The organism is Chryseobacterium piperi, from assembly GCF_002285635.2.
GTDB classification, from domain to species: Bacteria; Bacteroidota; Bacteroidia; order Flavobacteriales; family Weeksellaceae; genus Chryseobacterium; species Chryseobacterium piperi.
Genome location: NZ_CP023049.2, coordinates 2798451 through 2813977, shown reverse-complemented (window position 1 = coordinate 2813977; position 15527 = coordinate 2798451). Strand labels below are relative to the sequence as shown.

The window sequence follows — 15527 nt, the reverse complement described above, 5'->3', positions numbered from 1 at the left end:
CTAATCCGGGTTCATGTTAAATAATGCAGATGTTGGATAGGTTATAAAATAAATCCGGCAGGCTAATAGCCTGCCGGATTCCATTAGGAAATGTGTGACTTTTATTTAATCATAATTTTTTTAGAGTAAATTTTTCCTTCTTTAGTCTGAAGGGTCATAATGTAAACTCCTGTTGGTTGATTCGCTTCAAACGTTTTTGATCTCAGCTTAGTACGATAAACTTCTTTTCCTGAAGTATTCACTAAGGTAACTTCCGATCCTTCTACAGGAATGTTTCCGCTAAGGGTAATCTGTCCGTCTTCGTTATGAGCCATGAAAGAAATGAATGGATCTTTGTATTGGTATGCGTAATAAATACGGAATCCTCCGTTAAGGTTAAGCAGACCGGAATTAAGGCTTATTTTAACGCGGTCATAAGGTTTATTCATAGTAAGCTCAAGAGCTCCTCTGCTTGCATCTGTACCACCAAGTTTAAGAATGTCATTATTGATACTTGTATAATCATTATTAGAAACATCTCCAAGGAATGTCTCTACAGATACACCGCCTATTAATTGGGCAGTTAGGATAGATTGGTCTGTACCAATACCAATAACAAGCTTGTTAGTATCAGCTGCAATGTTTGTTAAAGAGAATATCAGAGTCTGTTCCGTTCTTCCTAGTAGACCTACAGGGACAAGTAGGGTGGAATAGTCATCTTCGTTACTACCCACTGCATTTTCTGGGTTTTGTACAAAACAAGCTACGCAAATACCATAAGCTCGGTTGGTTTGGCTGCTTGCATACGTTTTAACGATTTGTGCAAAAGACATCGTGTTCATCATGAACATTAAAGAAGCCCCGACTATTGTTTTTGTCAAAAGGCCCGCTAATAGATTAGTTTTCATATATTGAATATTAGGTTTTTAGTTTTTATAAATTTACACATAAAAAGATTATGTTATGGTATTTATTTCATATTTGTGTGATTAATTAATGTTAATTTTATTTAAAATAAAAGAAAAATATCGATGAATAAAAGATATATTTAAAATAATACCCTATTCATCATGAAAAAATAGACTTTTATGGGACTTATTAAAATAATAAAAAATAGGGGAGTTATATTTGAATTTGAATTTTATGTGAACCAATTGAGAATGTTGATTCATCGATTCAATTATCAACATAAATACAATTGAAAAAACCAATTAAACCTTCATCGAAATAATATGTATTGACTGAGAATAGACAATCTTGGATTTATTTACAATGTTAAAAAAGGGCTTTAGAAAAATTGAACTGGTGAAGTTCCGTATTTAAAAGTCAAACGAAGCACCGGCATTGGCTGCAAAAGGTAATCCCGGACGCAGTCCTGAAGGAACGCGGGATACAGCATACTTATTATTCAACACGTTGAGTAGATTACAGCTTAGGGTGAAACGTCTGCTTATTTGATAATTTGTGGCAAAATCCATTACAAAGAATCTCTTAACCAAATCCTGCTCCGGGATCGCTCCCTGTCCGGCTTGTGTTCTGAACTGGCCGTTATATCTTGAGTTCACATAAATGCTCAATCTCTTATGCTCCAAACCTACACTCATTGCCCATTGATTTTTTGGGATATAGGGAATCTCATCTCCCACGCTTACATTACCCCATGCTTCTACACGGCTACTAAAATTACTTTTTAGTTCGGTAGAAGTATAAGTATAGCTAAAAGATATAGGAAGTTTAGTTGTGCTGTTTTCGAACAATGGGTTATAAGATAATAATACTTCTAGCCCGGAAACTGAGGCCTTGCCTGCATTAAATAAATCCCCTTGCCCGGTACCTCCGGCAGCATTGGCATCGGACCCCAGCATATTCCTGTAATTGTTATTAAAATAAATGACTTCCCCGGATAATCCTTTGATGGAACCTCTTGTTCCCACCTCAAAATTTAAACTCTCTTCAGCTTTCTGGCCCGGAGAAGTTCCAGGAGGAGAAAAACCTTTATGTAAGCTTGAGAAAACAGATAAATCTTTTGAGAAAGCATATAATGCACTGATACCAGGGATGAATACATCAACTTTATTTTCAGATAACCTTAAGGCATCACTACCATTTCTTCCAAGATCACTGGTTCCATAGTTGGTATTTTTTATATTGATATTTTCATAGCGTATCCCCGGAGTTATCCTAAGATTTTTATACCCGAAATTATATAAAACATGTGCTGCAAAAGCATTGGTTTCAGCAACTCTGTTATCTTGTGAACCGGGAGCACCGCTGGACGTTTTGTATAAATTATTATTTCTGATAGCATATCCGTCATTCCATTGAAAACGATCCTCGGAGTCTTTATGATAGCGAATCCCAACATCCAGATCGTGGGTGGTATTCTGTCCGTTAAACTTAATATTAGCTACGGTCTGAATTCCCTTTGCATTATACTTTCTGTTATTAGCTCTATAACGAAGAGAGTTGTCACTGCCATCCATGTCGCCGGTTAGTAATTCATAGGCAGCACTATTTTTAAGCGGATCATTCAGAATTTCTTTTAGAGAATAGTTTTTTCCTTCATATCGGACATCATTGAGTTTGTACCAGTTTCGTCTGAAATTATTATTGTAAGCTTTGGTGGTTATCGTAATATTTTGAGCGGGTTTAATGAAATGAGTCAACATGAGCTGAAAATGTTCCGTGCCGATATTATCCGCTTCTGATGCAAGATACCTTCTTCTGTAATTATTTTTAAAATCAGTATCCGTCAGTCCCAGATAGGTTTCGTCGGCATTTTCCTTTGAATATTGTGCTTTTAATGTAAGAGATTGGTATACTTTGGCATTAGCATTCGTATTGATTCTGAATTTTGCCATATAATCACTTCCTTCAAAACCTGTTTTTTTAGAACTATGATCAATTCTTTTAAACCCATCAGAAGCGCGGTTATTATATTCTACCACATATCCAAAGTTTTCACCGGAATCTCCAACATTCATATAGGCATTTCTGGTATTGAAGCTTCCATAATTCAGTCGTATTCTTCCTTTAAAATCATCAGGAATTTGTGTTGAAATCATATTGATGGCACCACCTGTAGTAAATGGGCCATACTGGATCTGGCTGCTGCCCTTTAATATTTCAAAAGCTTGAATTCTATTTACCGTTGGGAAATAATAGGCTGCAGGAGCAGTATAGGGTGCTGGAGCAATTAATACGCCGTCTTCCATCAGAGTGATTTTTGCCGTATTGGTAGGACTTGTTCCCCTCAGTCCTATATTAGGACGATGTCCGAAGCCTTCTTCATCAACTACCGTAACGCCAGGTACAGATTGAAGAATTCTGTTGATATCTCCGTAATTAAATTGTTTCAGTTCTTTAGGTGAAATATAGTAGGTGGATCCCGCTATATTCTTTGCTTTGAATTTACTTCCTACTGTAGCGTCAGGTGATACAATAACTTCTTCCAAATGGTGAATTTGACCCGATGCCTGAATGGAATCTTGTGCATTACTATACGATGAGAAACTTAGTAAGATAAGCGGAAATATAGTCTTCCTCATATGTTATGTGTTTTTTGTGAAGCAAAAATATATTATTTTTATTTAATCTAAATAAACAAGAAATAATAGAAAATGTTTTTTCCAATTAATTTAATATCAGTTTTTTAAGTGATTTTGATAATATGATTTTAATTTTAAGGCTTTCAAATAAAAAATTTTATCATTTATAGCAAATCAAAAAATATCTGAATAAAGTAAAAACTTTTGATATTTTTTGATTTGCTAATCAACGGTAAAATAAAATCCTTTGCTATTCCATAATAGCAAAGGATATATAACAATAAGATTAATAAAATAGTTACGCCTTCTTATTTGCTTTGATATTCGGTAAGAATGCAGTAATGATTCCTATCAAAGGTAAAAAAGCACAAATTCTGAATACAAATTCTATACTGGTATCATCGGCTAATGCTCCTAATACTGCGGAACCAATTCCTCCCATTCCAAACATAAAGCCGAAAAATAATCCGGCTACTAGACCGATTTTATCAGGCATAAGATCTGTTGCGTATACTAATATGGCAGAAAATGCAGAAGCAATAATCAGCCCGATCAAAACGGCAAATATAATGGTCCAGACCAGTGAAAGATAAGGGAGACATAGGGTAAACGGTGCAGCTCCTAAAATAGAAATCCAGATGATTTTTTTTCTTCCGTATTTGTCACCTAATTTTCCTCCTAGAATAGTTCCTATGGCAACAGCAGCAAGAAACATAAATAAATACAGCTGTGAATCTTTTACGGAAATGTGGAATTTATCAATCAGAAAGAATGTGAAATAATTCGTCATCGATGCTAAATAAATGTATTTAGAAAATACTAAAGCCAGGAGAATGGTGATGGAAAATAATACCTTTTTTCGGGAAAGCTGTATATTCACCACGATGTCCTTATGCTTTGCTGCCTTCCTGATGGATAGCCTTTCTGCATACCAGTTCCCAATTCTCCATAACAGAATAATTCCGATAAAGGCAGCTATTGCAAACAATCCAACATATCCTTGTCCTAAAGGAAGTACAATGAGTGCTACCAGTAAAGGCCCGATGGCGCTTCCGGAATTACCACCCACCTGGAAAATAGATTGAGCTAATCCCTTTTGCCCTCCTGAGGCGAGCTGTGCAACCCTTGAAGCTTCAGGGTGGAATATAGAAGAACCCATTCCGATTAATGCCACTGCCATAAGAATTACATAGTATTGATGCGCTGCTGCGAGAAGCAGTAAGCCAGCCATGGATAAAGTCATTCCTACAGCAAGTGACCTGGGGTTAGGTTTCTTGTCGGTATAAATACCTACAAATGGCTGTAAGATCGAAGCGGTAAGCTGAAATACCAAGGTAATCATTCCGATCTGAGCAAATGATAATTTAAATTCTCCTTTTAAGATAGGATAGAGTGAAGGAATTGTAGATTGGATCAGGTCATTCAGAAAATGGGAAAAGCTGATCATGAACAGGATAGGATAAACAATTTTAGTCGTGTCAATTGTTTTAGTCTGTATATTTTCCATAGTATAAGAGTTTGTGATTCATCGTATCATCTGATGAATTTTATGATGCGTTTATTTTTATTATATGTAAAACTGTCTTTGAACAATCTTTAATGCGGTAGCAGCTGCACTCTCTGCATCTCTGCTTTTTATATAATCATAAAGTTCTGCATGTATTTTCTGTGAAGCTTTAAAAGTATCCGTGCTATTCTTATGACTGCTTTCAAAAACCCCCAGGACCTGCCCGCTCGCTATTTTATAAATTTCTTTCAAAAGCTTATTGCCACATGCTTCAGCAATAGATACATGAAAATTAATATCTGCCTGATAGCACTCTAGGGCTAAATTTTCTTCAGCATATTGGCCTCTCAGGTCCAGATAAGTTTTGATTGTTTTCAGTTCAGCTTTTGTATGGTGTAAAGCTGCTCTGGCAGCTATTTTTGATTCCAGGAGCGATCGTACTTCAATCACTTCCTCTATTTCTGCTTTGTTCATCTGGGCTTCCAGAGATTCCTGAACATTATGAGATACAACAAAAGTTCCGACACCCTGTTGTACACTCAAAATTCGTTTAATCGATAATATTTTAATCGCTTCACGGATACTGGAGCGGCCCACCCCATAGATCTTCATCAGCTCAGGCTCTGTCGGGAGCTTTTCACCAATCTCATATTGACCATTAAGTATTCCTTCCGTAAGCCTTTCTGCAACTTCTTCAGCTAATGTTTTTTTTTGTATTTGTGCCATATACATCTTATCATCTGATGATTGCAAAGGTATTATTTTTTTGTAAATATTTCAGGAATAAATGTGATTCTTATTGTTTGAAAAAGATAAAAGCAATTATATAAGAAAAATAATCTCTTTAAGAATAAGACACATATAGAAAAGGAGAGGTATATTAAAATAAAAAAACTGCAAACCAAGTTTGCAGTTTTAGTAAGCTCTGATTTTAAGCTTCCGTAGTCTTAACAGGAGCAAACTCGAACGATTTTTTAAAAGATTTAGAGTTGTTAACTAGATTAACTAGTTGAAAAATAAATTGTTATCATGTTTTGATAACTAAAAATCACTTTAGTGTTATAATTAATTAAAGATGTAAGCCGGTTTTCATACAAGCTGATAAGTCAAAGTAGAGTTTAATGCATTTACGTCTTCCAACAGCTCTAGCTTTTAAGTGCCTTTTCCAAAAGCAAAGTCAGACTTTTAATCTGCTCATTCTTGGCTTCAATTTCCTTATCTTTTACGCTAGCATACATATTATGATTATTGATACCATTATAACCATTTGTAATACAATTATTAAAAAATTGAGTTGGGTTAAGGCTTAATATCTGTTGGTAATCTACTTGTAGCACTTCAGCAATCTTTTCTAGTTTAGAGAGCGTAATATCTGTCTTCCCATTCTCAATTTTGGAATAATTTCCTACGGGCATATCCAGCCGTTCAGCAACATATTCCTGTGTGAGGTTCTTGAGCTCCCGGATTACTTTAATATTTTGGCCGATTTGGGTCATAATGGTCATTATTAACTATTAGTTCATAAAGTTTCATTAAATGCAAAAATTTTTCCTTTAAGGCAAAAACTTTGCGTTTAAAGCAAATACACTCAAAATTATTGATTTTAGCTTTGTGATGATTAAGAAATCATAAATATTAAAAAATAATTTAAGAAATTATGGAATATTATCTAACATTGCATCTTACCATTAAGAAAGTGACTAAAAGACTGATGTAGACGAGACCAAATGTTAACGACAGGTAAGCGAGCATGGAAATCATTTCATTACCCAAAAACTGTTTTTATCGATAAATAATTTTACATGAATCAACATTATCTCACTGCTTTACTGGCTATTTTATTAGCCCTATCGGGCGTGCCTAATCTTAGCGCCCAACAAGATAGTTCCGCTGATGTATTATATAAACAGGGACTTAGTTATAAAAATGGAACCGACGGTAAAAACATTGACTTCGCAAAAGCCTACGATTATTTTAGCCAAGCTGCACAACTAAATTATCCCCAAGGCGTTTACTCGCTAGCTTATATGCACTTTAAAGGTCTTAGTTGCCAGCAGGATTATGTCAAGGCAGCTGGCCTTTTTAAACAAGGTGCTCTTGCAGGTAGAGATAATAGTATGTACTTTCTTGGGCTTATTTACAGAAACGGCTACGGAATACCGGCTAATGAAGACAGTGCAAAATATTGGCTCCAAAAAGCTGCCGACATGGGTTATAAACAAGCGATAGAGGAGCTAAAGATGCAAGTGGGTGAAAATAGCAATGTTGCTGCCAAAGCCCTTGCTGCCCAAATCCAAAATGCTGCCTTACCAGCAAATGCCATACTTGATCACTATGTAAGAATAGAACACAAGTTACCTGGTCAATCCATTATTACGGGTGATTACAATGGTTATCTCTTGCAATACGACTGGAGTGGTCAGAACATTGTTGATAGTAAATCACTCAACCTCCACCTTGCAGATAATAATGGTATCTTAACAGGTACCTGGACAGAGGAAGGGACGGATAGCGTAGCAGTACAAGCGTCGCTTGAAGCCGATAGCCTTCGGTTTAGTAATACCCAATACCGACGCAAAGATCATTACAGTCCTGATACAGCGATACTATATAATTTTAATGATATTGTACTTAATTTGGTGCAAAAGAACGACAGTACTGTAAATTCCAGTGATATTGACCACCTAATTCCTGATTAAATTGACCACTAAGAATGAAGTCAAAAAAGGTGTCTAAAAGATGGTTTAAAAATATAAAATAAATCTTTACTCTGAGCTGATTTTCTGATCAGCTTTTTTTCTTCTCATCGATTCTCCTTTAAGGTCTATTCTCAGGGAGTTGTGAACCATTCTGTCAAGTATTGCATCGGCTATTGTTTGTTCCGCAATGACTTCATGCCAGGCACTTACAGGCAGTTGCGAAGCAATAATAGTGGAACGTTTTCCGTGTCTGTCTTCTATAATCTCCATAAAATCCTGACGTTTAAGATTATCCAGGGATTGTAATCCAAAATCATCAAGGATAATAAGATCCTGCTTTTCTATTCGGTCTATCTCTTTAAGGTAAGATCCGTCTGCCTTAGCCATCTTAAGCTTTGAGAAGAGTTTGTTGATGCTGAAGTACATGACTTTATATCCCATTGTACAGGCTTTGTATCCAATGGCAGTTGCGATAAAACTTTTTCCAACTCCTGTACTGCCTGTAATAAGAATATTCTGTTTCTGTGATATAAAATCGCAGGAAGATAATCTTCCAATAGTATTCTTATCAATATTTCTGGAAGAAGAGGCCGTAATCTCTTCCATAAATGTCCTGTATCTGAACTTAGCTGTGGTAATCAATCTTTCTACCTTTCTGCTTTCCCTGTCGTCATACTCGGATTCAATCAAGTAGGCTATAAGTTCATCATTGGTATAGGAGATACTTCCTGTTTCCATTGTTGTGGAAAACGCCCTGTGCATCCCGTGGAGCTTTAAATGTTTCATTTTTTCTAATGTTGCCTGATTCATAGGTTTTGTATTAATGATTTAATTGTTAATGATTGTAGATGTTACTGATAGTATTTTCCGCCCCTTATGTTTTTGTGTTTAGGCAGTTTCTTTTCTTCAAAAAATGCATCGTCATCGGTTAGATTATCCAGCCCTCTTTCCAGAATACTTTTAATCATGGCAAGGCTGTATTTTTCATATCCCAACGCTCTTTTACAGGCATTGTCAAGTCTTATGTTGCCGATCTTTTTTGATAATGAAAGGATTCCCAGGCAGGTTTTATAGGACTGCTCAGGATGCTGTTTCTTTTCCAGGATTTTGATGATGTACTGCTCACAATATTCCCCGACAGACCTTCCCCAAGAGATAAACCGGGAGGGATTCCATTCAGTCATAAACTGATAAGATGAAGGCATATGTTCTTTTACAGTCGTATACTGATATTTAGCCAGGATTCTGTTATGGAATGCTATTCTGCGCTGGTCATAGTAAATCTCGACTGTATTTTTACTAAAAATAATGTTTACTTTTTTACCAATATAGCTGAACGGAACACTGTAATAATGCTGGTCTTTACTTAAATATACATGGCTGGTCTTATGAACGGTAGCACGTGCAGAATGCTTGAGCTGGTACATCATAGCTGGTAGTGGGGATAATGCATGTCTTTCAACCTCACGGAAAACATCAGCCCTGGAATACTTCTTTCTTTTCATGGGAGCTTCATTATATCCTTCCAGCAGGTTTTCTATAGCTTTGTTCAATGCTTCCAGGCTAAAGAAGTGATCTTTACGCAATGGAGCAAAAATGCGGGTATACACAATGCGTACCGCATTTTCAACCAAAGCCTTATCCTTGGGATGATAGGTACGCGTAGGAAGTATTGTAGTGCTATAGTGGGAAGCAAAATCCAGAAGAGAATCAGTGATGACAGGTTCGTACTTATGGCTCTTTTTTACGGCTGTACGCAGGTTATCGGTAACAATAGCTGCGGGAACTCCTCCATAATAATGCAGGGTTTTGGTAAGACTTCCAAGAAAATCTTCTTTCCCCTGGGTTCTTGTAGCTTCTACGAAGGTCATGCCACTGGCTCCAAGTATGGATACGAAGACCTCAACTTCCTGTTGTTCTCCTGTTTCTTTATTAATAATGTGAAGTTTTTTTCCTGTATAATCCACAAAAAGTTTATCCCCAGCCTTATGTTCAATATGCATGGAAGGGTTCACCTTTTTACACCATTCCCGGTAATGATGGCAAAAGCGGGAATATTGGTAGCCTGAAGGGTATTTATCTATGTATTCTTCCCATAGCAGATAACGGGTGACCCCAACACGTTTTAGTTCTTTGGATATGTAAGGAAACAACGATTCAAGTTGTTTTTTAATATTGGCCTTATCCCTTATATCGGTTGGCGGAGTCTCGAATAAATCATCTAAATCTTCATCACTCAGCTCTATCAGCTCGTCATATGTAAGCTGGTGTTCATGGAACAGGCTGATATACTTTTTAGCAGTATTGCGTGAGATACCCAGTTGTTTGCTTATCCGCAATTTACTTACCCCCTGGGTGTATAATCGTAATAATTGTTTAATGTTCAACATGTCTATTCTTTTGTTAGCCATTTGGTATTTTTTGGCTAAGTTATTCAAGACACGTTTTCTGACTTTTTTTTGGTGGTCAATTTGCTCAGGAATACCATGGTCAATTTGCTCAGGAATCAACTGATCATTTTCACAGGATTGAGATGGTCAATTTTGAAGGATTCTACACTTAGATGCCATAACAAACATCTCAATGCTCTATCACCAAGGAGATACAGAGGTGAAACGTAAAATTATTCGTTCGATATATCCCCAAAAACTTGAATTTGATGGAACGACATATCGAACGACAAAAAGGAATATTGTAGCTGATTATATTTTTTTGATTAACAGACAATTAAGAAGAAAAAAAGAAAGGAGCCATAAAGAAAATCTTTATAACTCCTGTCAAGTAGCCCGTAGGGGAATCGAACCCCTCTTACCAGAATGAAAATCTGAGGTCCTAACCGATAGACGAACGGGCCATCTACCATTACATTAATTTCTTAATGTGTTAGATTTTTGTTTTTATAAGTTTACAACTCTTATTAGTAGCCCGTAGGGGAATCGAACCCCTCTTACCAGAATGAAAATCTGAGGTCCTAACCGATAGACGAACGGGCCAACTATATCCCTTACGCTAATTTATTAACGTGCTTAGTTAATTTGCTTTTTAAGTTAGCCGCTTTGTTTTTGTGGATGATGTTTTTCTTAGCTAATCTATCCAACAAAGAGATAACCTTTGGCAATTGCTCTGCAGCTACAGCTTTATCTTCTTCATTTCTCAATACCTTCATTGCTGTTCTAGCAGTCTTGTGGTAGTATCTGTTACGAACTTTTCTAACTTCGTTTTGTCTAATTCTTTTTAGTGCTGATTTATGATTTGCCATATCGTTCAAATGTGAGTGCAAAAGTAAAAACTTTTTTTTTATCTGCCAAATTTATTTTCAAAAAAAATCAATTTTCTTCAGATAAATATTTTCTTAGTTTGTCTATTGCTTGTTCTATTTTTAAATTTTCTTGTTCTTTATCTATTTTCTTGATAATATTTCCCAACATTATCATTGCATTGTTCCATTCTCCAGTGGTATTGGTGAAGGTAAGTTCATCTATGGTTACTTCAAAGGCTACCCTTTCTCCGTACCTGTAAAGCCTGAAACTTATTTTATCATCTCTGCCTGTTATCCCATCTTCATTGACCTTTAAGTCGTAACCTTTTGGGTTAGAGTGGATCTTCTTAAAAAGCAATGTCGCTTCTTGAATTTTTAAATCCGGCATGATATCAAATTTGGTAGCCTATAGGGGAATCGAACCCCTGTTGCAAGAATGAAAATCTTGAGTCCTAACCACTAGACGAATAGGCCAAATTTTGAGGTCGCAAAAGTAATAATTAACTTCTTAACTTCAAAATTATTTTTTATACTATCTGTAAACTTTTTGGATGGTGGTATTCTTAATGCCTTTAGCTTCAATGCTTTTCTGAAGTTTTACAGCATCTTCCAAAGTGTATACTTTTCCATGAGTATAATAGAAAACTCCATTTTCTTTGTTCCTATCTACATCTTTCAGGGTTTGAAGGATGAAAGAATTACCATTCAATTTATCACCGGTATACAACTCTATGGTATAATATCCGGTACTTAATTTTTGATTAGGCATGAATCCTACGGCGAATGCATTTTTGAATCCTGCATCTTTAGCCGTTCGAAGATTGATGTCTCTTACAGATGCCATATTCGCAACTCCGTAGTAGTATTTGTACAGTCCGTTTTCTTTGATTGGTAGGATATAATTCAATCCTTTTAAAGCAGGATCTCCATCATTGTATTTAGTAGGAGAGCTCATTAAGAGAATTCTGAAATCATTCTTTAAGGCAACTTCTGTTGGTTTTTCAGGTTCAGGTTTTTTAGCTATTATGGATGCCCCTCCAGATCTTCGGTCGATCGCTTTCTTATAGTCGATAATAGCCTGATAGATACTTTCCGCAATTTCACCCTGTCCTCTGTCAGAAGCCAGATAATGACTTTCCTCTGCATGGTTGATGAATCCGGTTTCGATAAGAACCGAGGGCATAGCATTCATACGAAGAACGTGTAAGTTTTTTTGGAAAACCCCTCTAGAGAATCTTTTGTCTTTATTCACAAAATTGTCTTCTACCAAGCCTCCTAATAAAAGACTTGATTCCAGGTATTTGCTTTGCTGCAATTTTAAGGCGATCAGAGATTCCGGTGAGTTGGCATCGTAAGAACCAAAAGTTTGTCTATCTTTTTCGTCCAGAAAAATTACATCATTTTCCCTTTTTGCAACCTCAAGATTGGTGTTATTCTGATCAGGTCCCTGCACATAGGTCTCAGTTCCGTAGGCTGTAGATCTTTGTGCAGAATTACAGTGTACAGAAACAAAAAGATCCGCTTTGCTCCTGTTGGCAAGATTGGTTCTATCTGAAAGAGATGGGTATTCGTCAAATTTTCGGGTATAAATTACTTTATAGTCTTTATTTTTTTCGAGCATTCTTCCTAATTTTAACACAACCGAGAGGGTTACGTCTTTTTCTGCGAGAAGACCAATATCACTATAAGTCCTCTTGGCTCCTGAATCACTTCCCCCATGTCCAGCATCTAAAACGATAGTAAATTTTTTTTGTGAAAGAATAAAATTACCCAAAAGGATGAGAAGAAATGATAAAATTATTTTAAATTTTTGTTTGTACATCTTACAGTTTTAAAAATTATATTAATTTTGAGCCTTAATTATATATAATAAAATTGGCCAAAACCGTCCTCAAAAATATATTACAAATTTTAATTATCCTAATTTTTAACAATTTTTTAGCACAGAAAACTCCTGAAAAATTGCCTAAAGATGCGGTAATTAATGATACTATTTCCAAAAAGGATACCATTGTTGCAAAGAAAGAGGCATTAGATGATATTCTTCAAACAAAGGCAGATAATATCCGTAGAGATTTCCCGAAAAAAATGATCTATCTGAACCAAAAGGCTCAGGTGAAGTATCAGGATATGCAGATTGATGCAGATTATATTTCCATTGACGAGCAGAAAAATTTAATTTATGCACGGGGAAAGCAAGACTCCTTGGGTAAAAAATTTATTGAACCGGTGGTGACGACGCAGGCCGGTAAAAAATATGAAACCGATCAGTTTAATTATAATTATAAAACAAGACAGGCTATTGCCTATAATGCCAGAACTGAGGAAAGTGAAGGGGTAATTATTGCCAGCAAAACGAAGAAATATAGCGACTCCGTTTTCGCGATGAGAAATGCCCTGTATACAACAGATGAGTATTTTCTTAAGAAAAAGGACACCCTTGCAGATTACCATATGCTAGCTTCCAATATCAAATTGGTAAAGACTAAAGAAAAATCTCAGATCATTACCGGACCTATTCAAATGTATATTGAGCAGGTGCCAACACCTCTTATTATGCCGTTTGCCATTCTTCCTTTTTCAAGTAAAAGATCAGCAGGTATTCTGATCCCCAGCTTCGGGGAAAGACAAGATGTAGGATTCTTTCTAAATGGAATAGGATACTATCAGCCGATAGGAGAACACTTTGATGTGAAGGTACTTGCAGATATTTATACTAAAGGAAGCTGGAACTTAAGACCTGAAATGAATTATGTTAAAAAGTATCGTTATTCCGGGAATTTTGCCGCAGATATCGGAACTACTATAAGGGGAATTAAAGGACTGGACGACTACTCTAAAAACAGTACTTACAGAATTGCATGGAGGCATACACAAGATGCAAAGGCAAATCCGTTCCTTACTTTCTCGGCTTCCGTAGATATTGTAAGCAACAGATTCTATAATAATACGATCAATAACAATTATATATTTAATCAGAATGTATTAAACACTCAGCAGAATTCAACGGTAACTGTTACTAAAAGATTCCTGAAGCTACCTGCTACAATCACAGGAACGGCGTCTTATTCTCAGAATTTTGCTACGGGGTTATCTGATCTTCGTCTTCCTCAGATGAACGTTGCCATTAATCAGTTTTATCTGTTTAAATCGAAAACGGGAGTAAGACAGGGCTTGTTGGAAAATATTACGGTAAATACGGCGTTGAACTTGACGAACTTTGTGAATACCAACGAAGGAGAGCTTTTTACAAAAGCCATGTGGGATAAGCTTCAAACAGGTTTGACAAATAATATTGCACTAGCTACCAATACTACAGTTGCTAAATATTTCACATTCAGTTTGGGAACGACAATAAATAATGCACTAACTACAAAAACTCTGACTCGATTTTACGACCCTTTGAGCAATAACCCCAATAAAATTGTAGATCAGGTAAATAAAAAGGTAGCAGGATATTCGACGTTTTCAAGTACTGCTAGCTTGCAGACTACGCTTTATGGAATGCTTAATTTCAAAAAAGGATCTACCGTAGAAGCGATCAGGCATATGATGATGCCAAGTCTTTCATTTACATATTCACCAGACTTTGGAGGTTCTAACTTTGGCTATTATAGAAACTATTATGATGCCAATGGAGCTTTAACACCTTACTCTATTTTTGAAAAAGGAATTGTTGGTTCACCTCCAAGCGGAATGCAAGGGTCTTTAGGATTTAATATTGGAAACAATATTGAAATGAAAGTAAAATCCAAGAAGGATTCTACAGGAGTTAAAAAAATTAAGATATTTGAATCTTTAAGTCTTAATGGAAGCTATAATTTTGCAGCTCCAAGTCATCCATGGTCAATCTTTACCATTAATGGTCAATCGTCATTCTTCGAGAATAAGCTGAGCGTAAATACGAGCTTATCACTTGATCCATATAAAATTCTTTTTGTTCCCGGATCTGATACTGGTATCAGAACTGAGCAGTTTGGAGGTTTTAGTGTACAGGGATTCAATATCCAGCTATCGTATCCTTTAAGCAGTGAAATTTTTGGAGAAAAAACAGATTACGGAAAAAAATATCAGTCTAAAGGAGAGATCAGAAATGAAAATTATTATTTTGATGATGATAATTATGCTCATTTTGATCAGGCATGGACATTAAATGTTAATGCGAATTATGCTTATTCAAAAAGTTTATCACGTTTTGGTAATAAAATTGCATCTTTGGGATTAGACGGAAGTATTAAACTTACTCCGTACTGGAATATCAATGGGAGTACCCATTATGATATGGTAACTAAACAATTGGCATATACGAGAATTGGTTTTTCAAGAGATCAGCGAAGTTTTACTATTAATTTTAACTGGGTACCTTTTGGACAATACAAGGTATATGACTTTTTTATAGGGATAAAAGCTAATATTTTAAGTGATGCACTGAAGTATAAAGACAGAAGTTTTACCCAGCCTAATGCACCTTTCTAAGATTGGTTGACATTTGAAAATATAAATTTATATTTGCACCCGAAATAAATTTAATGAAA

At 35.9% G+C, this 15527-nt stretch carries 12 protein-coding genes and 3 tRNA genes; 2 read left to right on the top strand and 13 right to left on the bottom strand.

Features of this window, described 5'->3' with window-relative positions; all coding sequences use genetic code 11:
• Nucleotides 1-101 precede the first annotated feature (101 nt).
• From CJF12_RS12330 to CJF12_RS12310, 5 genes are all read right to left on the bottom strand, one after another.
• A complete protein-coding gene (locus tag CJF12_RS12330) occupies nucleotides 102-887 on the bottom strand; it encodes a T9SS type A sorting domain-containing protein (protein WP_034680300.1) in 786 nt (261 codons plus the stop codon).
• Nucleotides 888-1298: 411 nt separating this feature from the next.
• A complete protein-coding gene (locus CJF12_RS12325; RefSeq protein ID WP_034680298.1) occupies nucleotides 1299-3527 on the bottom strand; it encodes a TonB-dependent receptor family protein in 2229 nt (742 codons plus the stop codon).
• A 298-nt stretch (nucleotides 3528-3825) separates the two neighbouring features.
• Entirely contained in the window at nucleotides 3826-5034 is a 1209-nt protein-coding gene (locus CJF12_RS12320; RefSeq protein WP_034680295.1) for an MFS transporter, read from the bottom strand.
• Between the two features lie 60 nt (nucleotides 5035-5094).
• The gene (locus CJF12_RS12315; RefSeq protein WP_034680848.1) at nucleotides 5095-5760 is read right to left on the bottom strand and encodes a FadR/GntR family transcriptional regulator; all 666 of its coding nucleotides are present in this window, start codon (nucleotides 5758-5760) and stop codon (nucleotides 5095-5097) included.
• 419 nt (nucleotides 5761-6179) lie between these two features.
• Nucleotides 6180-6530, bottom strand: a complete 351-nt coding sequence (locus CJF12_RS12310) for a helix-turn-helix domain-containing protein (RefSeq protein ID WP_034680846.1) — start codon at nucleotides 6528-6530, stop codon at nucleotides 6180-6182.
• A 306-nt stretch (nucleotides 6531-6836) separates the two neighbouring features.
• On the opposite strand from CJF12_RS12310, the gene CJF12_RS12305 reads away from it, so the two are divergent.
• Nucleotides 6837-7733, top strand: coding sequence for a tetratricopeptide repeat protein (locus CJF12_RS12305; RefSeq protein WP_034680293.1), 897 nt, complete (start codon nucleotides 6837-6839; stop codon nucleotides 7731-7733).
• Between the two features lie 66 nt (nucleotides 7734-7799).
• Here CJF12_RS12305 and istB read toward each other — a convergent pair whose 3' ends face one another.
• From istB to CJF12_RS12265, 8 genes are all read right to left on the bottom strand, one after another.
• The gene (gene istB, locus CJF12_RS12300) at nucleotides 7800-8543 is read right to left on the bottom strand and encodes an IS21-like element helper ATPase IstB (RefSeq protein WP_034681199.1); all 744 of its coding nucleotides are present in this window, start codon (nucleotides 8541-8543) and stop codon (nucleotides 7800-7802) included.
• Between the two features lie 41 nt (nucleotides 8544-8584).
• On the bottom strand, nucleotides 8585-10243 hold the full coding sequence (gene istA / locus CJF12_RS12295; RefSeq protein ID WP_228423500.1) for an IS21 family transposase: 1659 nt from the start codon (nucleotides 10241-10243) through the stop codon (nucleotides 8585-8587).
• 272 nt (nucleotides 10244-10515) lie between these two features.
• Nucleotides 10516-10587, bottom strand: a tRNA-Glu gene (locus CJF12_RS12290).
• 67 nt (nucleotides 10588-10654) lie between these two features.
• Nucleotides 10655-10726, bottom strand: a tRNA-Glu gene (locus tag CJF12_RS12285).
• An 11-nt stretch (nucleotides 10727-10737) separates the two neighbouring features.
• A complete protein-coding gene (gene rpsT, locus CJF12_RS12280) occupies nucleotides 10738-10992 on the bottom strand; it encodes a 30S ribosomal protein S20 (protein WP_034684744.1) in 255 nt (84 codons plus the stop codon).
• 67 nt (nucleotides 10993-11059) lie between these two features.
• Entirely contained in the window at nucleotides 11060-11380 is a 321-nt protein-coding gene (locus CJF12_RS12275) for a hypothetical protein (protein ID WP_034684746.1), read from the bottom strand.
• 11 nt (nucleotides 11381-11391) lie between these two features.
• Nucleotides 11392-11466: transfer RNA gene (locus CJF12_RS12270), tRNA-Glu, on the bottom strand.
• A gap of 58 nt (nucleotides 11467-11524) precedes the next feature.
• Nucleotides 11525-12814, bottom strand: a complete 1290-nt coding sequence (locus tag CJF12_RS12265) for an N-acetylmuramoyl-L-alanine amidase family protein (RefSeq protein WP_051887281.1) — start codon at nucleotides 12812-12814, stop codon at nucleotides 11525-11527.
• 53 nt (nucleotides 12815-12867) lie between these two features.
• Between CJF12_RS12265 and CJF12_RS12260 the strand changes: the two genes are divergently transcribed.
• Nucleotides 12868-15468, top strand: coding sequence for a putative LPS assembly protein LptD (locus CJF12_RS12260; RefSeq protein WP_034684748.1), 2601 nt, complete (start codon nucleotides 12868-12870; stop codon nucleotides 15466-15468).
• Nucleotides 15469-15527 lie beyond the last annotated feature (59 nt).